We start from the raw sequence: 23,252 nt of genomic DNA, 5'->3' as shown, positions 1-23,252 counted from the left end.
TTTCAACAAGTTGAATTTGGCTAAGGATTTTTTTCGTTCTTTATTCAGTATATTATTACCCGATCGCACCACTGATTTCAGATTTTTATTTTTTCAGCAGATACAAGGTGATTTAGGCTTTTTTTTAATTGAGGATTTCAGTAATTTAATTTAGATGATGAGATAGCGATCTTGATTACACTCTTTATCTAAATTTCAAAGATAGGATTGGGGTTATAAATTAATCAAAAATTATTCTAATTTTCTAATGGCTATTGAAGAATATTACAAAATTTTAGAAATTAAGCCAAACGCATCACAAGAAGAGATTAAACAAGCTTATCGCCATTTAGCTAAAATTTGGCATCCAGATCGTTTTTACAACGATCCAAAAATGAAACAGCAAGCAGACGAAAAAATTAAGCAGATCAACCAAGCTTATGAAGCATTAAAATATTATGCTGTTAATTCTGGTTCATTGGTTTCTGGCGGTGGAGTGGCAATTGAGAAAACGAATCCAGAATATTATTATCAACAGGGTGTAGACAATGCAGAACGAGAGAATTATTATGAGGCAATAGAAAATTTTTCTCGTGCGCTTCGTCTCAACCCAAAATTTATTAGAGCTTATCAGTATCGAGGTTTTGTTAGGGAAAAATTAGGTTTGAAAAAATCTGCCGAGTCAGATTTTCAGATGGTATTTAAATTAAAGCTCGCAAAAGGTGAAAAAGTATCATCATCTAAATTTAAAACCTCTGCTTCTGCATCGAAACAATCTTATCCAAAGGCACAAGATCGTACACCATCAAAACCATATTCATCGCAACCCAAAACCTCTGTATCATCAAAACAACCTGATTTTTCACCTCAAGACCCTACTTCAATTTCAGAGAATTATCTATTATCTTGGGAACGTAAATTTACACTTAGAGAACACCTAAATATTGTGTCATCTCTAGCTGTTTATCAAAATAATCAGTTTTTTATTAGTGGAAGTTATGACAATGATATTAAAATATGGCAAATAAGTACGGGACAAAATATATTTACATTGAAAGGACATAGCGATCGCGTTAATTGTCTTGAAATTAGTCGTGATGCCAAAATACTTGTTAGTGGAAGTGCAGATCAAACAATTAAGCTGTGGAATTTAGAAAAAAGAGAATTAATAAAAACTTTTGGCGACCACTTTACTAGACATTTAAAAGAAGTTTTATCTGTTGCTATAAGTCCTGACGGTAAAAATTTAATTAGTACTAGTGCCGATAAAACAGTTAAATTTTGGGATATATTTAGCGGAAAAGAGTTATATACTTTTATCGACTATAAAGCACAAGTTTTATCGGTCGCTATAAACTATAACAATACGATTTTTTCTACTGTTGCAGAAAACAATCTAAAAATTAGAAATATTAGTAATGGAAAAGTTATTGCATCAATCCTGCTCGATTCTGAGATTTTATCACAAGCTTTTAGTCCAAATGGTCAAATTATTGTTACAGCAAGTTGTGATGGAAAAATTAGATTGTGGAATGTTAATACGGGTAAATTAATTTGTACTTTAACAGGGCATATAGATAAAGTTTCTTCTGTGTATTTTAGCTCTGATGGAGAAACCATTGTAAGTGGTAGTTTGGATGGAACAATTAGACTCTGGCAATTAAATAATTGGAAAAATACCTGTACTATTCAGCAATTTGCGCCAGTTTTTTCTATGGTAGTTAGTGCCAATTTTAAAACAATTATTACTGGTACTAGCGATCGCACCATTGAAATTTGGCAGCGTCAATAAAAACGATAGACATTGCCAAAATATAAGTCTGATTGAATATTCAACACTACTTAAACTGCAATTGTTGCTCTTATACGTTCCAAACTGAGTTTAGCTTCTGCCAAATCATAAGGAAAAGGTCTGACCATGGGCTGATAATCTCTTGGACTGGGTTGACCATGACGTAATACTGCATTAACCAATAGACAATCGCGATCGCTTAAATTAATTGTGCCATGCAAAATTCCTCTAGGAATAGTCACTACCTGGGGTAATTCTTCCGTCAGCGGAATATATTGATATTGGCGATCGTATAAAATTACTAGAACAAAACTCCCCTTAACTACTAATAGCTGATCTGTCTGCTGCTTATGGACAAAAAGATCGTCAATAGTATTGGCTGGTACTTTTACCACCATCGTTTCGTTACTAGATTGAAGATTATAAAATTCGATCATTCCTCCTTGAATAGATTTAATTGTCTCAACACTTACACCTGTTATTAATCCCATAATTATTAGTGACTGTGTTTCCTAAAGGTCAAGTTTACGTTTTACTTTGCATGAACAAAGATTACGAATATTTTGATTATGACAAAATTATCTTGACAAAGCATTCATATTAGTATCCAAATACACAATAGTTTCTCTTTTTTTTGCTTGCCGTAGCAAAGGATACATTGACTGGTTTTTAACTGTAGATAGGAATGTTCCTGTGGTTATTATTAGGAAAAACTAAAAGATTTAAAACAATGTAATAGACAATTCATCGCGATTAATTAGAACAAATACGTATCCACTCATGAATAAATCAACTACCCCTGATGATGTCTTGAATTTTTGGTTCTCAGAGAGAGTAAAGCCACTATGGTTCAAGAAAAGTGCTGAGTTCGATCGCGAAATTAAACAACGTTTTCTTGATACCTATCAATTGGCTAAAACAGGGGAGTTAACTAGTTGGCGCGATCGCTCTTTTGATTTGCTTGCTTTAATTATTATCCTCGATCAGTTTCCCCGTAACATGTTTCGCAATACAGCTCAAGCTTTTGCCACCGATGCTCAAGCTGTAGCTTTGACTAAATATGCACTAAGTCATAACTATCCGCAGGAGCTAGCAGTAGAACAGCAAGGTTTTCTCTATATGCCGTTAATGCACAGCGAAAATAAGGCAGATCAGGCACTATCCGTTGAGCTTTTTCAAGAGTTAGGTAAAGAGGATAATCTCGATTTTGCGATTAAACATCAAGCTGTTATCGATCGCTTTGGACGTTTTCCCCACCGCAATCAAATATTAAGCAGAGAATCAACTCAAGCCGAAGCAGAGTTTTTAACTCAACCTGGTTCAAATTTTTAAGCGTAGAGAAAAAAGGCTTTTTCTCATCATTTACCTTATCTCTTCGGTTAATGATTGTTGTTTGAGACTTTTAGACTTAGAGCAATAATTATCTCCTTATTTCCTACTTCCTACTTCCTACTTCCTATTTCCTATTTCCTAGTGTTTGGTTTAATCCCAATCAAAGTGCGATGGCGAGGATCGCTGGCGATAGTTGCTTGATAATCAAAGCCTATTTGCTGCATCGCCGCTTCCACATCAAACGTATAGTAATCATCACTCCAGGGTTCAGTACTTTTCATTAAGGTGAACAATACGGGGGGGAGATTTTGAATTACAGGGGAAGCAGGATTATTATCGACTATGCCAATAACTCCTCCTGGCTTAAGAATGCGTAACACTTCACGCAGGATGCCCACTGTTGCCTGACGAGGCAATTCATGGATCACAAACTGTAAAGTTACTAGATCTTGGGAATTATCAGCTAATCCTGTCGATTCTCCTAAGCTATGAAGCCATTGACTAATTTCATGTTGGGTATCAGCCTTTTGCGCCACCGCCAACATATAGGGGGATAAATCTAAACCGATCGTATTAATTGGTATATTTTGTCGAGCAGTAAAATATCGATGCAGTGTCAGGGTAGAAATTCCCACCGAACAACCCAGATCGAGAACATCAGTAATGGTTTCAGGAAGATATGTGTCTAAGATCTTGTAAACACTATGGCGTAAACGTTGCTGTGCCTCTTGCCAAGTCAAATCCTCATCTTTCCAGATTCTTAGTGCCATAGAATTCGTGGCTGAAGCTGCCTCAAAAGCTGCCTGCCAACAAAGATTTCCCCGATCGTAAGCATGGAAGGGTACTTGATAATAATCAGGATAGGCGATCGCGGGATTAGTAATCGAATCTAATAAGTCTTTGACGGAGGAATTTTCTAAATCTTGATAATTTTTGCGCCAGGGTATGCCGTTTTTTTCGGCGGTATTAATTAATACTCGGCGAGCTTGGCGCTGCATAACGCGGTAAATTGGCTTGGTTTGAATCAAAATATTAACCATACGAGACAGAAAATCATCTCCCGCCCAATCTGGTTTTAGTTTGTCTGTTGAAAGTGTCACAACAATCTGTATATTTACATGTCTACGAATTTCAACATTATACGTCTACTGATGAATCGCATTTATCTTAAGCAATATCTCATATCAAGTCCGCTTGATTACTTCTTATAACATCTTTGCGACGCTAAGCTAGTCCTTTAGGGCCCCAACAACGCGATTATTCAAGGCGAAATAAATTCGCCGAATCTCGCACTCAAACTAAGCGGGATAAACGCCTTGGCGTCTTGGCGTCTTGGCGCGAGTTTTAATTAACATTGTCTAAACGAACTTTACATCACCAGATCGATAATTAATCTGATTTCTTTTGTATTACGTAAAAAGTATTTTATAATAAATGACTCATGTAAAGGAAAGAAAAGATGAGTCTTAAAGAACAGATTGGAGAAGACATCAAAACGGCAATGAAAGCCAAGGATAAACTGCGCCTACAAACAGTGCGGGGAATCAAAAAGGCAATCTTAGAAAAAGAAGTTGAGCTACGTCCCAAGGGTCAAGATACCCTGACTCCCGAACACGAAATCGAATTACTCACCCAACAGGCAAAACAACGCCGTGATTCGATTGAGCAGTTCACCAATGCTGGTAGAGATGACTTAGCCGAAAAAGAAAGTCAGGAATTGGCAATTATTGAAACCTACTTGCCCGAACAGGTTAGCGATGAAGAAGTGACAAAAATTATCGATGAGCTAATCGCCTCCTCTGGTGCAACTACCATGAAAGATTTAGGGAAAGTCATGGGCCCAGCGATGAAACAGTTAAAAGGTAAAGCCGACGGCAAGAAAATCCAAGAAATAGTTAAAAGTAAGCTTGGGTAAGTTGATTGTAATATAGGTGGGCGCTGCCCACCCAAGCTCAGGCTTTTGGCTTAATATAGACCAAGGCTTGTCGCCATACTAGAGTTTCCTGGCTGTAGTGATCCACCATACAGAGAGAATCTGCATCTTGCCAGAGAATTTTGCCGACCACTAAATCGTCGGTGACTAACTTTAGTTCTACTTCTTGCTTGTTTTTAATATAGCCTTGGACTTGTCTGACGCCAGGTAGTTCGGTATTAAATTCAGTCATATTTTCAGTTCTCGTATCTATGGAGGAAAAAATAAAGATGGTAATCGAGTTTAGCAAATACCAAGGATTAGGCAATGATTTTATTCTGATTGATAATCGTCATACTGCCAAACCGATAATTACTCCCGAACAAGCGATCGCCATCTGCGATCGCCATTTTGGTATTGGTGCTGATGGGGTTATTTTTGCCCTGACCGGCAAGGCAGATACAGATACAGACTACACCATGAGAATTTATAATTCTGATGGTTCTGAACCAGAAATGTGTGGCAACGGTATCCGCTGTCTCGCTAAGTTTATCGCCGATCTTGAAGGAAATACCGAAGTTAATAAATCTTACAAGATTGATACTTTAGCAGGGCTAATTGTACCAAAGCTAGAGGAGAACGGTGAAGTCACAGTAGATATGGGAGAACCAGAGTTAACCGCCTCCAAGATCCCGACAACTCTTACAGGTGTCGAGGGGAAAGTTATCGCACAGCCCTTAGAAGTTGCCGATCGCTCTTGGTTAGTTACCACCGTTAGTATGGGAAATCCTCACTGTATTACTTTTGTCGAAGATAGTGATGCGATCGCCCTAGAGCAAATTGGCCCTTTGTTTGAACATCACCCTGTTTTCCCTCAACGGACAAATACTGAGTTTATTGAAGTGGTAAAACCAGACTATATCAAGATGCGGGTTTGGGAAAGAGGGGCTGGAATTACCCTCGCCTGTGGTACTGGTGCTTGTGCTTCTGTGGTGGCTGGGGTATTAAATCATCAATGCGATCGCTTTTGTACTGTAGAACTTCCTGGTGGGTGTCTGCAAATAAATTGGTCAGCAGCAGATAATCGCGTTTATATGACTGGCCCAGCGACTAAAGTATTTCAGGGACAATACCCATTGTAATTGATGGTAATTGCTGGTAATTTTTGTTAGCTAATTTTTGGGTTTTTGATTAAATAAATCAGCATCTCATAGCTTTTGAGAGATTACCTAATCAAGAGAAATTATTCTCGACCGACATAAAAAATCCCACGACTCAACCATAAGAGCGTGGGATCGAGAAAAATACCACAAAACACACAAAATTCAATAACCTATCAGGGACTCTGAAACAGCTAAAAACGCTTATCTGCTAGTAATTGTATTCACTAGCTTGGCTATATTTCTGCTTGAATAACCTAGTAGAATTACTTTCTTTCTTACCTGCTATTATAAACACCTTTAGTTGGAAATATCTAGATTAGATATTGACTTTATCTTACGCTTAAAAAGTAGATTTAGCTACCTTTAAAAGTGCTACTAAGTCTATTTATCAAGGGTTTAAGCAAAGTTCTTGTCAATTATTTTAATTAAGTGGATCGGTTTCGATTCTCAGCTATAATTCTTTTGCTATATGGCTTTAAGTAGCAATTACTCAAAATCTTACTTGGTTAGTTAATTAGATTTTAGCTACTTCATATCATTACCTTAACTTAATAAAGAGGCTAAAGCGATTACAATTCAAAAAGCTGACAAATGCTTTAATTCTCAACCTTCTTGTGTTATTTATAGTTAAACAAACTAAGTAATAGTGGTTTTTACGGATTACTCTAATCAAGTGAATACTCATCTATCAACAGACTCATTCAAGTTCCCAAAAATGTAATGTCGTCAATAGGTTTAAGCCTCTAATTTGTTTAGTGAAAATCGTTAAACTAATACTGCTGTCCCTGACAATGTTTACCCTGATCGTGATTAATTGTTTGCCCATGACTTTTGCCCATGAACAACAGCCAGTAATCAGCAACAATACATCTATTTTGAGCGATCCTTTTCTGCAATTACCGACAAAAACTACGGTAAATGTAGTCTGGTTTACTGAATTTTTAGGCGATCGCCATCAGGTTAAATATGGCGATCGATTAAAACAAATTGCGATCGCCAAGACAACAAAACTCAGCCGAGTCCGTGAGGATCGAGATTCGCAAATCGATAACCCTCCCGCAAAGTCGGTGCGCAATATTTGGCGACATGAAGCTGTAGTTAAGGATCTCTCTCCTAGTCGGCGTGTGCCATATCAAGTAACTAGCAGTGAAGGAGAACAAGTCTACAGTAGCGATGTCTTTACCCTTTCCAGTCTACCCACGCCAGAAACCCCACTCAAAATTTTACTGACTTCAGATCATCAGTTAATGCCCATGGTAGCGACTAACCTAGAGCAAGTTGTCAAAACCGTTGGTCGTGTGGATGCTGTCTTTTTTCCTGGAGATTTAGTCAACGTTCCAGATCGCGCTTCGGAGTGGTTTGACGATCGCCGAGGGGGAGCATTTTTTCCCAGTCTTCAGGGTAAAGCTAACTATCAGCTAGAACATAGCGGTATTACTACTACCTATCATGGTGGCGAGATTATTCAACACGCACCTTTATTTACGGCGATCGGTAATCATGAAGTAATGGGCAAAGTATCAGGCGATCGCAGTTTGAAGGAAGAATTCGCTCAACCTCTGCCTCGTCGAGTAGCGAAAGCACAACTAAATCAGTCAGTACAAGGGAGAAGCCTGAGTGATAATCAGGTTTCCACAGCCGAATGGATCGAGAACAACTCTTTCAATACTGATACCTACGAAGAAATTTTTACTCTGCCTCAAAGTAACTCAGGCGGAAAAAGATATTATGCGAGTACCTTTGGCGAGATTAGATTAATTTCTCTATATGTAACTAATATTTGGCGCAGTCCTAGTTTAGATGTAGATGCACAGGGTCGATATAAAGAGAGTGCAAGCAGTCTCGATCGCCCTCAAGATTGGGGTTATGGACAGCATATCTTTGAAGCGATCGCCAAGGGAAGCCCTCAGTATGAATGGTTAAAGCAAGAATTAGCCAGTGAGGCTTATCAGCAGGCTAAATACAAGGTCGTTATGTTTCATCATCCACCCCATACTCTTGGGGGTAATATTGTTCCCCCATATACCGATCCTCAGCCCAAGGAATCTTACTCTGAAGCTGGCAAGCTAACATCTCGCTATTATGATTATCCGATCCAAGATGACTATATTATCCGCGATCTCTTGCCGTTATTAGAATCAGCAGGAGTTCAGCTAGTTTATTATGGACATTCCCATCTTTGGAATCGATTTCAAAGTACTTCAGGAATGCATTTTCTGGAATCTTCTAATGTGGGCAATAGTTACGGCGCTCATGTTGGAGATAATAAACGAGAGATTCCCCCCTACAGTCCCCAAAATTTTGTTCCCATAGGCGATCCTAATGGTTTAAACCCAATTGTGCCGAATATTGCACCCTTGACCGATAATATGGGGCAGCCATTACCCTATATTGCTAGTAATGAGATTACTGCTTTTAGTATTTTTGATACCGCTACAGGAACAGTGAGCAGCTATCGCTATGATATTCGTGAACCCGATGCTCCAGCGATTATCTTTGACCAGTTTAAGCTTAAAAATCATTAAATCAGGAAGTAGTATTGTAGGTTGGGTTGAGGCCCGAAACCCAACGACTAAAAGATTTTGTTGGGTTTCACTATCGTTCTACCCAACCTACCAAGTCTACCAAGTCTTCTATTACTTTTGAGAATTGTTATTATTTAATCCAACTTTACTTAATTAATCATAATGACGTTGAAAACGAGAATCAAAATGATGTTTTTTCTTTTGATTACATCGACTACACAAGACTTGTAAGTTACTCATGTCATTACTGCCACCTTGAGCCAGAGAGATAATATGATCTATATTTAGTTCTGTCTCAGTATTCTGTTTACCGCAACTTTGACATTGATAATTATCTCGCTGCAACACATAATTCCTGACTGATTGGGGCAAGCTTATTCTTGGTGTTTTAGACATCTTTTAAACATTTTTTTAGACATTATTGAGAAATAATCTGACGAATATCATCTAATGAGTTGGCATTGTCTTGAGTATGCTCAATTTTGACTTCTTCTGGTTCATCAGGGCAAAATTCTAAGATTACTCTCATTCTCACCTTGCTTTTTTTCCACTCTCCAGATTGCGGTTCTAAAATTTCGGCATCAACACTTTGATTCCAATTACCTTGATAATTTGGAGGAGTTCCTATTCCAATTTGCGTCATCTTTTCTGATAACTTATAAAGTACTGAATCTCTAAAAAAGATATTTAACTGTCCCATAAGCTTACTAACTTTAAATGTTGTTCCATTGTCAAAAGAAACAACTACATTAGATTCTTCGTGTTCTATCTGGTGAAAAATAATTTCTGATTTCATATTAATATCTCCAATAATTTTATAGATAATTGAGTAATACTTTTATTTATTTTCTCTAATATCATCCAGAACAGATTCTGAGCGATCGGGAATAAACTGTAAGCAAATTCTAATTTTACCTTTTTGCCAATTTTGATTGGGAGATAGAATCTTACAAGGTACTCCTTCATTAGTCCATTGGTCTTTATTGTGGCAACCAAGACGAGATCTCAATTGCTTGAAAAACTCTTCTGCTATATAAGTAGAATGAGAAATTACAATATTATCTTCTTGATTATCAATTGAAATAACTTCATTACTAATAATCAATTTGCTTCCTTCTCTCATCATAATCTGTTCCTCAATTAAAGTTTTTAATTTGTACTATTGATTTGTTTACGAATGTCTTCTAAAGAGTTTAGGTTATTACTAATTTCAGCTACTTCAGGTTCAAACTGAACTACAAATTTAATTTTTCCTTTTCTCCAGCCTTTTGAATTGCCATCTTTGCTTAAGACCTCACATTCAATACCTTCAATAAAAATTTCTGATTTGCTACTTCCATAGCTGTCCGCAATATATTCTTGGTATTCTTCAAGTAGCTGCTGAATTTTTAATGTCTTACCTCTAATAAATTCATTTTGAAATTCTTCAGAGACAGCGATCACATCACCGTTATCTAAAATATCTAAATTTTGCTCATTCATATTTTGTTTATCTCACTATAGCTAAGGCTTTGATTTATCTATTTCTTGACGAATATCATCAAGAGGTGAACTTGTTTCTTCAGGTTCATCAGGACTAAATTCTAAGGTAACTTTGATTTTAATTTTGCCTTTCTGCCATCCTGGAGAACCAGCTCTTAAGATCTCACATTCTCCTCCTTGATAAAACCATAAAGAACTATTTCTTAAGCCATAGTTTATATTTATATACTTATCAATTGGACTAATAGCAGAATTTTTAAAAGATTGATAAATAATTACTTTTAATTGATTAATATCAAGCCACTTTTGATTGTCAAAAGATATTACATCTTTAAGATCGCATTGATGTAAATATTCATTGGTATTGATTTCAAAATTATCAGACATAATTGTTTTTTTGTCTAGTTTAGTGATAAAATTATATTTCTGTTGTAGAAATTATTGAATTAAAATTGCTATGAGTTTGATGCTTAAGTTCAATACTTTCAGTCTTTAGTTCAATCTTGACAACTATTTCTTGTTGATTAATAACTGGTAATTGATGCTCGAATAAATTAAGCGATCGCAAGCAGCTATTAATTTCATTCACTGATTGGTTATACTGCTTTATTTTTTGCTCTATTTCTAACTGCATTTTTTGATTAAGGGCAATTTTAGCAATAGCTTCCTGTTCCAAAGTTTGTTCTAGAAATATTCTTGCTTGAGGATAATATTGCAAGATTTTCTCTGCCTGTTGCTGCGCCATTGGTAACAGTTGAGTTTTAATAGTTTGGTTAATGGTTTGACGGAAATTACGCCGAATTGTTGTGGAAACTTTTGGTTCAAAATCTAACTTTAACAATTGACGAATCGCGGGTTCGGCTTCTACCATGCTGGCGCAGTCATAACCTTGGGAAGTTTGCTGTAATGTTTGACGAAATTGATAGATGGAAAACGTTCCTTCATCATAAAAGCGTGGACTTTCTCGCACATAGCGATCGCATTCTGTTTTGGCTTCACTGACTAAGGCATAAATCAGTTTGCTTTCTAACTCTTTTAATTCTGCTTGAATACCAGTATCCTCACCCAGTAAGCGATCTAAGGCGCGATAGTAGTCTTGTTGCTTAAAGCGATCGCTCAAACGCTGGCAAAAGTTTTGCACCAACACTTGGGATGCGGTAACTAGAATAACCTCAAGTTCGTTAGCTAAGTAATACAAAGCTTCTACCAAAACAGCAATTAAAGGTGCAGTGGCATTACGGGGATGGGATAGAGTAGCGCGACTATAGGCATCCTGTACAGAAAAGGTTTGTAGCAGTTCATCAAGACGGCTTACCATTTGTGCTTTGAGTTTTTGAAAATCTGACTCAAATTCAGAATTTTGATTGGTAACGATGGAATTTACTTCATGTTCTAAATGTTGGGCGAATTCTTTCGCTATTACCTGTAGCTTTTGATTGAGTAACGTCAACTCTTGAGTCTTCATCGCCTCAATCTCATGAGGTTGATTATCTAATTCTTGAAGTTGCTGGAGATAACTCTGTTTAAGATCGTCACAAATAGGCTTGAGATCTTCAGCCAAATTAGCAAAAAGCTGAGGGCGTTTTTCTTCTGTTAGATAACGACTAATTGCACTGCGAAATTCTTCGATGCCACTATCGGTAATTAATTGTTCAATTAACGGCGTACCAAATTCCCCCAGGATACGAGTATAGTTTTCATTCGGTGTTTCATAGCCATTAACAGATACTCTAAAGTTCGTCCGAGTCAATTTACCAGAGTTAGCACAGTAATTATTAAACTCACTCACAAACTGAGGTGTTTCCTCTTCACCGCCAATTCCTTTGACACTTTCAGCAAAGAGAGAATTTAAACCAAAGCGATCGCTATTATTGGTAAATTTAACTTGACTACCATAAAATCCAAGTAAGCCACTGGTTTTATATACTCGCTTGTTATCTCGAAACTGAGTCTGAATCAAGTTATCCAAACGCTGTCTTAATTGTCCGTTGTACCAAGTCTGATCGATGCGATTAAAGACATAAAAAACGCGATCGCGTATTCCCAGATTAGACTTCATCTTTTCCATCAATTCGGTTTCTTCTGAAGTCATTTCACCAGCCGAAGCAGGTTTTAGTACACAAATTACCGCTGATGTATCAGGATGTTCAATTTTACGATAGGTAAGTTCAGCATCTTTTTTTACAGGAGCGTCAATCCCTGGCATATCTACCAGTACGTTTCCGTCTTGCAAAAGTGGATGATGACAGTAATATTCAACCTTAGTTAGTACTGCGCTATTACTACCCCGTCTAGCATAGGTTGCTGCTTGAGACAAATTAGAGAAATTAAACTCCTCCATCGAGTAAGTATTATTTTTCTGAGCATCAATGCGATCGCGATTAGCGACAAACCCTTGTAGCAGCAAGTGTAAAGCATTGGCTTTTTTTGCCCTTTCTGACTTACTGACACCACCTTCTTGTTCAATAATGGCAGCGCAAGCTTGATGCAGCAGATCTATTACTTCTGGTTCACTAATATTATCTTTGGCTGATAATCCTAAATGCTGGCAAAGACTAACCGCTTGCTGTTTGATTTCTACTTCACTGAGAAAAGTTAGAACCACCCTCTCGGCTTCTGGCTCAGCATATTCAATGTAACATTCTGTTCCTGTAGCGTGTCCTTCGGCACTATAAAGTAATTCCCGTTCCAACAGTGCATTAATTAACATCGACTTTCCAGCACTAAACGCACCCGCAAAGACAATTTCAAACTTAGGGGCGATCGCTTTTTTGAGAGATGCTTCGATAACTGGAATATTTTGCTGATTTATATTTGATTCTTGTGCTAAATCTAAAATGCTGTTGACATTATTGGACAGTTCCGAACATTGAGGAGGAAGAAAACTCATATGATTAGATAAGTTGTACTACTTAATCTAGAGTTCCCTGATGGTCAGCGTAATTATCCATGCGATCGCCAATCTAATTAGTAATTACTGATTACTAATTACTAATTACTAACAAATGCAGAATGTGAATTCTGTCAGTCAGGATCATTGACTTGACTACTAAACTGCAAGCTTAATTTATTTTTGGCTGCTGCATAAAGCTGTAAATCATCTTCATTAGCATCCAGTAACCTTTGATAGGTATTCTGGTCTAAATTAGCGCGGATCAAGTCTAATTTTTCGGTTTGAGAAAGATTGCCCTCAGACGTGATATTTTTATGCACAGACTGAACTTGAAACAAGGGATAATATTTAGCGATCGCCTGACGATAAAGCTTCATTGATAAGTCAAATTCGGCAACAATACCCACTATGGGTAATAAGTCTAAACCATTTAAGGCTTGTTCTAATTCAGTCTTGTCGGGTTGAGAATTTAACCAGGAAAATCTGTAGGTTTGAAAGTTACGACAGGATCTATTTGGCGCTTGATCTAGTTGATAGTTAAGATAGCCCGCAAAATCTTTTGATTGGGCAAGTTTAATGCTGTGATTGAGAATCTTTCGATGCTTACGTTCAAAGTTATATACTGACCAAAGGCGAATAATCGGATGGCGCAGAAAAACAATTGGCAATACTAATGTATTGTCTAAAGTAGGTAACGGAAAAAGCGCCGTATGGGAAGAGAAAGCCGAGATATTCTGCTGCTTTACGAGCCAATTTTGTACCAACTGAGAGTTTGACTGTTGACTAATTTTGGGAAATTCAATTGGACTCCAGGCATCGCCAAAATTTTGTTTTAAAATAACATCGACGGAAGTTCCCGCATTTTTAAAAAAGTGATAATGTGCCACAATTACTTTCTTTGCAGGACATTGATTGATTGCTAAAGAAGATTGACTAGATTGACTGCTAAGACTGTTCATGAATAATTAAAATACCAACAAATTTGTCGTTGACATATCATGAACTCAGATCGGCAAAATTGTAAAGATTACTCGACACTTTAATCGACGAGACTCACTGTCTAATTTACTCACTGTCTAATTTACTCACTGTCTAATTTACCTACTACGCTTTTCAGTTGAGTAGAATACATGAGTTTAACTTTAAAGAGCTAAAAGCGCGAAAAACCGTTGCGGGGGTTCCACCCGTTGAGGTTATTGAGCAAGAAGCTAAGAGCTAAGAGCTAAGAGCTAAAAGCTAGTTAATCAACAGCGTAGTCTATTCAATTGAATTAAGTAACTTGCCAGACGTATTTAGAAAAGACCATCGCAATACTAATACCTAAGCTCAAACCAACTAATACTTGAAAGGGAGTATGTCCGAGTAACTCTTTTAATCTTTCTTCATTAAGATTGTGTTTTTCTTGAAATAACTCATCAATGAGCTGATTGAGTATTTTTGCTTGCTTACCTGCTGCCTGACGGACTCCTGCTGCATCGTACATGACAATGATGGCAAATAGACAGGCGATCGCAAATTCTGCACCAGACCATCCCATAGTTAGACCAACACTAGTAGCCAAAGCACCAACTAAGGCAGAGTGAGCGCTGGGCATTCCGCCTGGAGCCAGCAAATAAGTCACGTTGAGCTGACGGCTTCTTATTAAGTCAATTGCTAACTTTAATCCCTGAGCCGTGATGCAGGCTATGAGTGCAACTATCAATATCTGGTTGTGTAAGATATCAGCAACTTCCTGCATGGTCGGTTTTCCTTGCCCTAAAATATTGTGTAATACAGATGTGATTAGCGATCGCGAGTTACAATATAGCTAGCGACGGCTCTTAACGGCTCGGCTTTAATCCCATAGGTAGATAGCTGGGTAATAGCATCATCAACCAACTCTTGCGCCTTGAGCCGAGATTTTTCTAATCCCCATAAACTAGGATAAGTAGCTTTTTGTGCCTGCAAGTCTTTCCCCGCCGTTTTGCCTAACTGTTCGTCAGTGGCGGTAATATCTAAAATATCATCAATTATCTGAAAAGCTAGACCAATGTTTTGCGCATACCGAGATAACCGTGTGATATCTTCAGGCTGGGCGTTGGCTAGAATTGCCCCACAGACTACAGAAGCTTCTAATAATGCCCCAGTTTTATGAGTATGGATAAAGCTGAGGGTTTCTGCCGTAATATCCGCTTTTCCTTCTGATTCTAAATCTAATACCTGTCCCCCAACTAAACCCGCTGCGCCAACCGTACGCCCTAAGGCAGCCACTACCCGAATAATATTTTCTGGAGCGACGTTTTTGGTTTGAGTCGCCACATATTCAAACGCATAAGCCAATAAACCATCCCCCGCCAAAATGGCAATATCATCGCCATACACCTTGTGATTAGTAGGTTTGCCTCGACGGAAATCGTCATTATCCATCGCGGGTAAATCATCATGAATCAAGGACATGGTATGAATCATTTCTAAAGCACAGGCGGTAGGCATCGCCATTGCTTCTGTCCCCCCCATCAAGTCACAGGTTGCCAAGCACAAAATAGGACGTAGCCTTTTGCCTCCAGCCAGCAAAGAATAGCGCATCGCTTCGTAGATTTTTTCGGGTCTAGCGATCGCAATTGACTGGTCTAAGGCTTGTTCAACTATAATCTGCTGCTGTTTTAAATAGTTGTTCAAGTCAAATATGGTAGGCGTTTCTGGCTCAGTTAGTTTCTTGTCGGCTTGTACCATATAGCAGTCAAATATAATGGTTTATTTATGGTCTATTATCTCTTGCTTGGGTATTTTAACCAAATTTGTTAAGGCTTCGATCATCGCTGTTGAGTTTTGTTGAGCTAAAAGTGGAGTAACTTTGAACGACTGTATGAGATGATATATGTCTTGCTAAATTTTAGATATTGATTGACGATGGAATGTGCAATTATTAGCCGTGCAGGACAAGTCTTAGCTAGAGGTAAATTAGTGCTTCAGACAACAGACAATGGCACTCGTTTAAATCTGGAAACTAGAGGCGGCAAGTTAATTGAAGGTGGCTTTGTTGGCGCAGATGGTGATTTGGGCGCAGCCAGTGAAGTCTTATTTGAAAATTGCTTTGCGACTTGGCGTATGACAGGGTTAACTCTCCAAGTAATGATTAGCTCTTAAATAGGTGGGTGTAATTAAATTGGAAATGAGGTTAGGGAGTAACAAGTAACGAGTAACGAGTAATATGCGGAGCGGTGACGCGATATGCGGAGCGGTATCCTTTAGGACGAAGGAGCTAATCCTTTAGGAATCCTTTAGGACGAGTAACAAATAGCTCTAAGGGTAGGGGTTTGATCAATTATTTTGCCTACCTACTTAATAGCAATCAGGTTTTGTCGGCTTTTAGCTGGAAACCACCCTAGCCAAACCCTTAGTTAATCGCTCAATTCCTACTTTAGCCGTAGCTAAATCCAAACTACCATAAGCCACCCGCAGATAAGCGCCATCTTTCAGACCAAAAGTACTACCAGGAATTGCTGCTACCCGATCTTGCTCGATTAGCCGTTTGACCAATTCAAAATCATTTAGTTTCGTGTCTATTTTCAGCAGGAAATAAAATGCGCCATGAGCAGGAGCGATCGCACAAATATCTTTGATTGACTGTAATTGTTCGGCGACAACTGTACGTACCTGAGCAATTTCTGCTAAATGATCCTGGCAATAACTTTTGCCTGCCGTCAATGCGCCTAATGCTGCATATTGAGATATGACAGGAGGACAAATTAGGTTGGTGTCCTGTACTTTTTTGATCGGCATCATTAAGTGTTCGGGAATTACCATGTAGCCAATGCGCCAGCTAGCAAAACCATAGGCTTTGGAAAGACTAAACAGGGAAATTGTATGGGCTGCACTATCAGCAAAACTTCCAGGGGAGGTATGCTCAACGCCATCATAGGTGAAGTATTCATAGGCTTCATCGCTAATATGATAAATACCGCGATCGCGACACAGATCGTTAACTGCTTGTAAGCTAGCTTGAGAATAGACTACCCCTGTCGGGTTGTTAGGGGAAATAGTCACGATCGCTTTAGTTTTAGCGGTAATTCCTTGAGCGATCGCCTGGAGATCTAATTGGTAGTTGCGATCGGTATTAACCAACACTGGATGACAGTTAGCCAGGGTAATTGCCATTTCATGATTGAAGTAATAGGGGGTATTGAGGATGATCTCGTCTCCCGCTTGCGTAATCGCCAGAATGGCGTTGAGAAAACCCATATTGCTGCCCGCCGTAACCACAATCTTGTTTTGAGCGGTCATTTCAATTTGATTGTCTGTAGCGAGTTTTTTGGCGATCGCTTTAACTAAAGGTTCTATCCCTGTAACAGCTTGATATAGATGATTGCTGGGTTGAGCAAGAAAATCTTGCAGCGCGGCGATCGCTTGGGGTGGCGGCGGATAGTTAACTATCCCCTGTCCTAAAGAAATAGTCCCTGGATGAGCGCGAATTAATTCACCGACTACAGGAATGAGTGGTAGCTGTACCCGATTCGTGCGCGAATTAAAATTATTGGTAGTTGTCATGTAGTTGTCATTGAGCTTGCTTGTACTTATAGCTTATTAGAGTGAAAAAGAACTACCATGCTAATAGTTCTTGGACTATTAAGTCAGTACTTTTATACTAAACAATTGACCTAATACAAATCTTATTAGGCTTTCTCGCAATCGTGATAATGCTTTTGCGCTTATGTTTTTAACTATTAATATCGGTAGCAACTAACCAAGTGGGGAAATTCACCTCAGTTTTTTGGTCGATAAGTCGCTACTATTTAGGTTAGTTAATCACAGTTAACCAAATAACATCATAATTAATTTTTTGTCATAAACTCTGTGTCTCCTGCTTTTCCCAATCAAAAATCACCAGATTACGGTTCAAGTAAGTCAGATCAACCCTTGTCGATAGAGGTTACGTCGTCCCAGCCTAGCGAACCCAAAGTTATCTTGCCGATTTCTGGCAAGTCCTATCGCTGGAATCGCCCCAAGTATTCGCGCAATCGTCGTCGCTTCGATATTTGGGTATTTGCATTTGCCTTTTTATTTAGTAATTGGCGCAATGGTCGCAAATGGACTTATTCTGGCGGATTTACCCCAGAAAAACAGGCAAAAAGACGCAGATCTCAAGCGATTTGGATTCGAGAGACTTTCCTCGATTTAGGCCCGACTTTTATCAAGCTAGGTCAGTTATTTTCTACTCGCGCCGATCTTTTTCCCGTGGAATACGTAGAAGAATTATCCAAGCTTCAAGATCGAGTTCCTGCCTTTTCTTATGAACAGGTTAAAGAAACTATTGAATCTGACTTTGCCAAACCAATCGATAAACTGTTTTCTAGCTTCGATCCAATTCCTTTGGCAGCAGCTAGTTTGGGGCAGGTACACCGAGCCAAGCTTTTTAATGGTGAGGATATAGTTGTTAAAGTACAGCGACCAGGATTAAAACAGCTATTTACCATCGATCTAGCTATATTACGCCAAATTGCCCGCTATTTTCAAAATCATCCCAAATGGGGTGAAAACCGCGACTGGATCGGCATCTACGACGAGTGCTGTCGCATTTTGTGGGAAGAAACCGACTATCTTCTAGAAGGGCGTAATGCCGACACCTTTAGACGCAATTTTCGCGGAGAAGATTGGGTTTGTGTACCTAGAGTCTACTGGAAGTATGCTTCCCCTAGAGTATTGGCTTTAGAGTATCTGCCTGGCATCAAAATCAGTCACTACGAGGCAATTGAAGCTGCTGGACTAGATCGTAAACTTTTGGCAAAGTTAGGCGCAAAAGCCTATTTACAGCAAATTCTTGGTGGAGGCTTCTTTCATGCCGATCCTCATCCAGGAAATATTGCCGTCAATGCCGATGGCGCACTAATTTTCTACGACTTCGGCATGATGGGTAAAATAGAAAGCAACATTAGAGAAGGTCTAATGGATACCCTTGTGGGGGTGGCGCAGAAAAATTCTGACAAAGTAGTTAACTCATTAATTAACTTAGGGGCATTAGTGCCTACAGGCGACATGAGTTCGGTACGGCGTTCAATTCAGTTTATGCTGGATAACTTTATGGACAAGCCGTTTGAAGAACAGTCGGTGGATGCCATTAGTGAAGATCTCTATGAGATTGCTTACGGACAACCATTTCGTTTTCCTGCCACCTTTACCTTTGTCATGCGCGCCTTTTCTACCTTAGAAGGTGTTGGCAAAGGTTTAGACCCCGAATTTAACTTTATGGAAGTAGCTCAACCCTATGCAATGAAGCTTATGACTAATAGCAATGGCTCGAATGGCGGTACAATCTTTGATGAATTAGGTAGACAGGCTGCTCAGGTGGGGACAGCTGCCTTGGGATTACCTGGACGAATCGACGATACAATAGATAAGTTAGAAAGAGGAGATTTGCGGGTTCGGGTTCGTTCCCTAGAATCAGAGCGAGTAATGCGTCGTTTAAGTGCGGTTCAGTTGGGAACTAACTATACTGTTTTGTTAAGTGCATTACTAATTTGTGCTACTCTCCTTTTGGTTAGTGAGTTCGAAATCTTGGCAGCGATCGCTGCTATTATTGCTTTAGTGCCAGGATGGGCATTATTGCGAATACTGAGACGTCTCGATCGTATTGACCGTATGTTTTAACAAGATATCATGAGTTTAACAACACGATTATGTGTTGTTGAGTGGTCAAGATAAGTTCGTCCTCTTTAGACGAATCAATCTCTTACTTTATCTTTGATTTTTATCATCCTGACTAGTAGTTTATAGTTTATGAAGCGTCAATTTATAGGTCTTACAGATACAGGTGTTGTAAGAACAGCCAACCAAGATAATTATTTTGTTGATGATGAGCTGGGGCGTTTTTTTATTGTCGCTGACGGTATGGGCGGTCATGCTGGAGGAGAACAAGCCAGTAGAATTGCCACAGAAATAATTTATGCTTACCTGCAAGAGAATTGGGATTCCCCTGTAGAATCAGACGTGCTGTTAAAAGAAGCCGTAAGTAAAGCAAATCAGGGCATTGTTGATGACCAGCAACATCATCCCGAACGGGGAGATATGGGTACTACAGTAGTAGTTCTGATCTTCCGCGACGAGCAGCCGTTGTGCGCTCATGTGGGTGATTCTCGTCTATACCGTCTTCGAGGTTCACATCTAGAGCAAATTACCGACGATCACACTTGGGTTGGTATGGCACTCAAGAAGGGAGAGATTGACGCAGAACAAGCAAAATTTCATCCCTGGAGACATGTTTTATCTCAATGTTTGGGGCGGGAAGATCTACAGCACATTGAAATTCAAAAATTTGAAGTTAAATCAGGCGATCGCCTGTTAATTTGTAGTGATGGTTTAACCGAAGAAGTGACCGATGGACAAATTGAAACTGCTTTAACCAATCTACAGTCTTGTCAAGCAACTGCTCAAGAGCTAATTGATGCAGCCAAGGCAGCAGGAGGTTCTGACAACATCACTATCGTCATAGTCAAACAAGAATAATCTAGATTATCGTCCCAGCCTAACTGGGCGATCGCCATTAAAATTACATGCTTGCTGAAATAAAAGATCTTGCCCAGAAATTTACCCCCAGATTAATTGAAATTCGTCGTCATCTTCATGCTCATCCTGAGCTAAGTGGTATGGAGCATCAGACTTCTGCCTACATTGCAGGGGTTTTATCCTCCTGTGGTTTGAATGTCAAAGAAGCTGTGGGGAAGACAGGAGTAGTGGGGGAGCTAGTGGGCAAAGGGAGCGATCGCCGAACCTTAGCAATTCGCACCGATATGGATGCCTTACCCATTCAAGAACATCTTGAACTAGATTTTGTTTCGGCGAATCCAGGAATCATGCACGCTTGCGGTCATGATGTTCACGCCACTTTAGGGATGGGAACAGCAATGGTGCTATCTCAGCTCTCGGATAACTTGCCAGGTAATGTGCGCTTTTTGTTTCAGCCAGCAGAAGAAATCGCTTTAGGGGCAAAATGGATGGTGCAGGACGGCGCGATGAAGGATGTTGATGCTATTTATGGGGTGCATGTCTTCCCTTCAATTCCTGCTCGTCGCGTTGGCATTCGCTATGGTGCTTTAACCTCGGCAGCAGATGAACTAGAAATTGTCATTCTAGGAGAGTCAGGACACGGAGCGCGTCCCCACCAGGCGATCGATGCTATCTGGATCGCTGCTCAGGTAATCACGAACTTACAGCAGGCAATTAGCCGTACTCAAAACCCCTTACATCCGATTGTCTTGTCAGTGGGACAGATACAAGGTGGCAGAGCGCCGAACATAATTGCCGATCGCGTGACGATGACGGGAACAGTGCGATCGCTTCATCCTGAAAGCCATGCTAATCTACCTCAATGGATTGAAAATATAGTTCAAGGAGTATGTCAAACCTACGGCGCTAAGTGTCAGGTTGATTATCGTCGGGGAGTGCCTTCCGTACTTAATGATAAAACTCTAACCCAAATTATTGAATCAGCAACTCGCGAAGCTTGGGGAGATGAAAGCGTCCAAATTCTGCCCGAACCTTCTTTAGGTGCGGAAGATTTCTCAGTTTATCTCGATAATGTCCCTGGCTGTATGTTTCGTCTGGGAGTAGGACATGACAATAAAACCAATTATCCTCTCCATCATCCTAAATTTGAAGTAGATGAAGATGCAATTCTCACGGGAGTAGTAACGATGGCTTATGCTGCTTATAAATATTGGCAAGTGGCATAAATATATAGCTAGTAGGTTGGGTAGAACGATAGTGAAACCCAACAAAATCTTTTAATCGTTGGGTTTCGTGCCTCAAACGCCAGGTCGCACAACGAGGAGAACCCCGCAAGCGACTGGCTCCCCAACATACAGTACTTAACATTAAAGACGTTTGGTTAATTTGGTTACTGGAGTTAATCTACCCAATCAAAGCTTTAAATTTAGGTTCTTCTCGAATGTTGTCAAAATCCGAGTCAATTTTTGCTATCTCTTGATTTTTAGGATTAAGCTTAATTGCCTGTGCTAAATGCTCAACTGCCAAGTCAATATTGTTCTGTTGGCTGTAAATACAAGCTTGGTTATACCAAGCTTCATCTTTATCAGGATTTAAGGACACAGCTCGGTCAAAAGAGTAGAGCGCGTCCTCATAGCGCTTTAAGTTAACCAACGCAATGCCTCGGTTACTCCAGGTTTGGTCGTCATAAGGATTTAATGACACAGCTTGGTCATAGGACTGGAGTGCTTCTTCATAGCGCTTTAAGTTAATAGCCAGTACAATGCCTCGGTTATGCCAGGCTCGGTCATCATCAGGATTTAAGGACACAGCTCGGTCATAGGACTGGAATGCTTCTTCGTACCGCTTTAAGTTAATAGCCAGCACATTGCCTCGGTTATGCCAGGCTTGGTCGTCATCAGGATTTAAGGACACAGCTCGGTCATAGGACTGGAATGCTTCTTCGTACCGCTTTAACGTAACTAGCACAATACCTCGGTTATTCCAAGCTTCGCCTTTATCAGGTTTTAATTTTAGAGCTTGGTCATAAGACTGCAATGCTTCTTCGTACCGCTTTAAGTTAATAGCCAGCACATTACCTCGGTTATACCAGGCTTGGTCATCATTAGGATTTAATTTAACAGCTCGGTCATAGGACTGGAGTGCTTCGCCGCAATAGTTTAAATTAACCAGCACAATGCCTAGGTTATACCAGGCTCGGTCATCATCAGGATTTAATTTAACAGCCTGGTCATAGGACTGAAGTGCTTCTTCGTAACGCTTTAAATTGTCTAGCACAACGCCTCGGTTATACCAGGCTTGGTTATCATTAGGATTTAATTTAACAGCTTGGTTATAGGACTGGAGTGCTTCTTTGTAGCGCTTTAAATCGTCCAGTACAACGCCTCGGTTATACCAGGCTTGGTCATCATCAGGATTTAATTTAACAGCCTGGTCATAGGATTGGAGTGCTTCTTTGTAACGCTTTAAATCGTCTAGCGCAACGCCTCGGTTATACCAGTCTCGATCTTTGTCAAGATTTAATTCCATAGCTTTGACATCGGAATTGAGGGAGATATCTTTAACTTTTCTCAGTTTAATTAGAGCTTACTATTTTTTTGAGGGCGATGATGATCTATTTTTCGAGAAACGTAGACTAAAGTTTTTCAAATTCAGGCGCAATGGTCTAGAGGCAAGATTGGCAGCGATTAACACT

23 protein-coding genes are annotated in these 23,252 nt (G+C 39.5%); 9 read left to right on the top strand and 14 right to left on the bottom strand.

Annotation, left to right across the window (positions count from 1 at the left end):
- The first annotated feature begins 247 nt into the window (after positions 1 to 247).
- Entirely contained in the window at positions 248 to 1,771 is a 1,524-nt protein-coding gene (locus KME09_05720) for a DnaJ domain-containing protein (GenBank protein MBW4533417.1), read from the top strand.
- 50 nt (positions 1,772 to 1,821) lie between these two features.
- Here KME09_05720 and KME09_05715 read toward each other — a convergent pair whose 3' ends face one another.
- Positions 1,822 to 2,262 carry a dTDP-4-dehydrorhamnose 3,5-epimerase gene (locus tag KME09_05715; protein ID MBW4533416.1) on the bottom strand — a complete coding sequence of 147 codons (441 nt, stop codon included), beginning with the start codon at positions 2,260 to 2,262 and terminating at the stop codon, positions 1,822 to 1,824.
- 289 nt (positions 2,263 to 2,551) lie between these two features.
- Between KME09_05715 and KME09_05710 the strand changes: the two genes are divergently transcribed.
- Positions 2,552 to 3,103 (top strand): DUF924 domain-containing protein, encoded by a 552-nt coding sequence (locus KME09_05710; GenBank protein MBW4533415.1) that lies wholly within the window; start codon positions 2,552 to 2,554, stop codon positions 3,101 to 3,103.
- A 131-nt stretch (positions 3,104 to 3,234) separates the two neighbouring features.
- Here the strand turns inward: KME09_05710 and KME09_05705 are convergent, their stop codons facing one another.
- Positions 3,235 to 4,203: a class I SAM-dependent methyltransferase gene (locus KME09_05705; GenBank protein ID MBW4533414.1), complete on the bottom strand. Its 969-nt coding sequence runs from the start codon at positions 4,201 to 4,203 to the stop codon at positions 3,235 to 3,237.
- A gap of 359 nt (positions 4,204 to 4,562) precedes the next feature.
- Here KME09_05705 and KME09_05700 point away from each other — a divergent pair, with 359 nt between their 5' ends.
- Complete coding sequence (locus tag KME09_05700) at positions 4,563 to 5,018, top strand: GatB/YqeY domain-containing protein (GenBank protein ID MBW4533413.1); 456 nt, start codon at positions 4,563 to 4,565, stop codon at positions 5,016 to 5,018.
- A gap of 37 nt (positions 5,019 to 5,055) precedes the next feature.
- Here the strand turns inward: KME09_05700 and KME09_05695 are convergent, their stop codons facing one another.
- Positions 5,056 to 5,268, bottom strand: coding sequence for an RNA-binding protein hfq (locus tag KME09_05695; GenBank protein MBW4533412.1), 213 nt, complete (start codon positions 5,266 to 5,268; stop codon positions 5,056 to 5,058).
- Between the two features lie 37 nt (positions 5,269 to 5,305).
- Here KME09_05695 and dapF point away from each other — a divergent pair, with 37 nt between their 5' ends.
- Positions 5,306 to 6,157, top strand: coding sequence for a diaminopimelate epimerase (gene dapF / locus KME09_05690; protein MBW4533411.1), 852 nt, complete (start codon positions 5,306 to 5,308; stop codon positions 6,155 to 6,157).
- A gap of 812 nt (positions 6,158 to 6,969) precedes the next feature.
- Positions 6,970 to 8,703: a fibronectin type III domain-containing protein gene (locus KME09_05685; GenBank protein MBW4533410.1), complete on the top strand. Its 1,734-nt coding sequence runs from the start codon at positions 6,970 to 6,972 to the stop codon at positions 8,701 to 8,703.
- Between the two features lie 153 nt (positions 8,704 to 8,856).
- Here the strand turns inward: KME09_05685 and KME09_05680 are convergent, their stop codons facing one another.
- The 9 genes from KME09_05680 to KME09_05640 all read right to left on the bottom strand — a co-directional run bounded on the left by KME09_05680 (position 8,857) and on the right by KME09_05640 (position 15,790).
- Positions 8,857 to 9,099 (bottom strand): HNH endonuclease, encoded by a 243-nt coding sequence (locus KME09_05680; protein MBW4533409.1) that lies wholly within the window; start codon positions 9,097 to 9,099, stop codon positions 8,857 to 8,859.
- A 22-nt stretch (positions 9,100 to 9,121) separates the two neighbouring features.
- The gene (locus KME09_05675; GenBank protein ID MBW4533408.1) at positions 9,122 to 9,499 is read right to left on the bottom strand and encodes a hypothetical protein; all 378 of its coding nucleotides are present in this window, start codon (positions 9,497 to 9,499) and stop codon (positions 9,122 to 9,124) included.
- A 42-nt stretch (positions 9,500 to 9,541) separates the two neighbouring features.
- Entirely contained in the window at positions 9,542 to 9,826 is a 285-nt protein-coding gene (locus tag KME09_05670) for a KGK family protein (GenBank protein ID MBW4533407.1), read from the bottom strand.
- 26 nt (positions 9,827 to 9,852) lie between these two features.
- Entirely contained in the window at positions 9,853 to 10,185 is a 333-nt protein-coding gene (locus KME09_05665) for a hypothetical protein (protein ID MBW4533406.1), read from the bottom strand.
- 21 nt (positions 10,186 to 10,206) lie between these two features.
- A complete protein-coding gene (locus tag KME09_05660; protein ID MBW4533405.1) occupies positions 10,207 to 10,572 on the bottom strand; it encodes a hypothetical protein in 366 nt (121 codons plus the stop codon).
- A 31-nt stretch (positions 10,573 to 10,603) separates the two neighbouring features.
- Positions 10,604 to 13,075 carry a dynamin-like GTPase family protein gene (locus KME09_05655; GenBank protein ID MBW4533404.1) on the bottom strand — a complete coding sequence of 824 codons (2,472 nt, stop codon included), beginning with the start codon at positions 13,073 to 13,075 and terminating at the stop codon, positions 10,604 to 10,606.
- Between the two features lie 134 nt (positions 13,076 to 13,209).
- Positions 13,210 to 14,037: a sulfotransferase family 2 domain-containing protein gene (locus tag KME09_05650; protein ID MBW4533403.1), complete on the bottom strand. Its 828-nt coding sequence runs from the start codon at positions 14,035 to 14,037 to the stop codon at positions 13,210 to 13,212.
- A gap of 311 nt (positions 14,038 to 14,348) precedes the next feature.
- Positions 14,349 to 14,816, bottom strand: coding sequence for a divergent PAP2 family protein (locus KME09_05645; GenBank protein ID MBW4533402.1), 468 nt, complete (start codon positions 14,814 to 14,816; stop codon positions 14,349 to 14,351).
- Positions 14,817 to 14,860: 44 nt separating this feature from the next.
- Positions 14,861 to 15,790 (bottom strand): polyprenyl synthetase family protein, encoded by a 930-nt coding sequence (locus KME09_05640; protein MBW4533401.1) that lies wholly within the window; start codon positions 15,788 to 15,790, stop codon positions 14,861 to 14,863.
- 177 nt (positions 15,791 to 15,967) lie between these two features.
- On the opposite strand from KME09_05640, the gene KME09_05635 reads away from it, so the two are divergent.
- Positions 15,968 to 16,204 (top strand): hypothetical protein, encoded by a 237-nt coding sequence (locus KME09_05635; protein ID MBW4533400.1) that lies wholly within the window; start codon positions 15,968 to 15,970, stop codon positions 16,202 to 16,204.
- A 222-nt stretch (positions 16,205 to 16,426) separates the two neighbouring features.
- Here the strand turns inward: KME09_05635 and KME09_05630 are convergent, their stop codons facing one another.
- Positions 16,427 to 17,605 carry a pyridoxal phosphate-dependent aminotransferase gene (locus tag KME09_05630; GenBank protein MBW4533399.1) on the bottom strand — a complete coding sequence of 393 codons (1,179 nt, stop codon included), beginning with the start codon at positions 17,603 to 17,605 and terminating at the stop codon, positions 16,427 to 16,429.
- Positions 17,606 to 17,911: 306 nt separating this feature from the next.
- On the opposite strand from KME09_05630, the gene KME09_05625 reads away from it, so the two are divergent.
- From KME09_05625 to KME09_05615, 3 genes are all read left to right on the top strand, one after another.
- Entirely contained in the window at positions 17,912 to 19,702 is a 1,791-nt protein-coding gene (locus tag KME09_05625; GenBank protein MBW4533398.1) for an AarF/ABC1/UbiB kinase family protein, read from the top strand.
- 129 nt (positions 19,703 to 19,831) lie between these two features.
- A complete protein-coding gene (locus KME09_05620; protein MBW4533397.1) occupies positions 19,832 to 20,557 on the top strand; it encodes a Stp1/IreP family PP2C-type Ser/Thr phosphatase in 726 nt (241 codons plus the stop codon).
- Between the two features lie 47 nt (positions 20,558 to 20,604).
- The gene (locus tag KME09_05615) at positions 20,605 to 21,783 is read left to right on the top strand and encodes an amidohydrolase (GenBank protein MBW4533396.1); all 1,179 of its coding nucleotides are present in this window, start codon (positions 20,605 to 20,607) and stop codon (positions 21,781 to 21,783) included.
- Between the two features lie 178 nt (positions 21,784 to 21,961).
- On the opposite strand, the gene KME09_05610 is transcribed toward KME09_05615, so the two are convergent.
- Entirely contained in the window at positions 21,962 to 23,086 is a 1,125-nt protein-coding gene (locus KME09_05610; GenBank protein ID MBW4533395.1) for a tetratricopeptide repeat protein, read from the bottom strand.
- Between the last annotated feature and the right edge of the window lie 166 nt (positions 23,087 to 23,252).

Origin of the sequence: Pleurocapsa minor HA4230-MV1, from assembly GCA_019359095.1 — a bacterium.
Taxonomy (GTDB): Bacteria; Cyanobacteriota; Cyanobacteriia; order Cyanobacteriales; family Xenococcaceae; genus Waterburya; species Waterburya minor.
The sequence above is the reverse complement of the archived record's forward strand: the minus strand, read 5'-3'. Positions and strand labels throughout refer to the sequence as shown.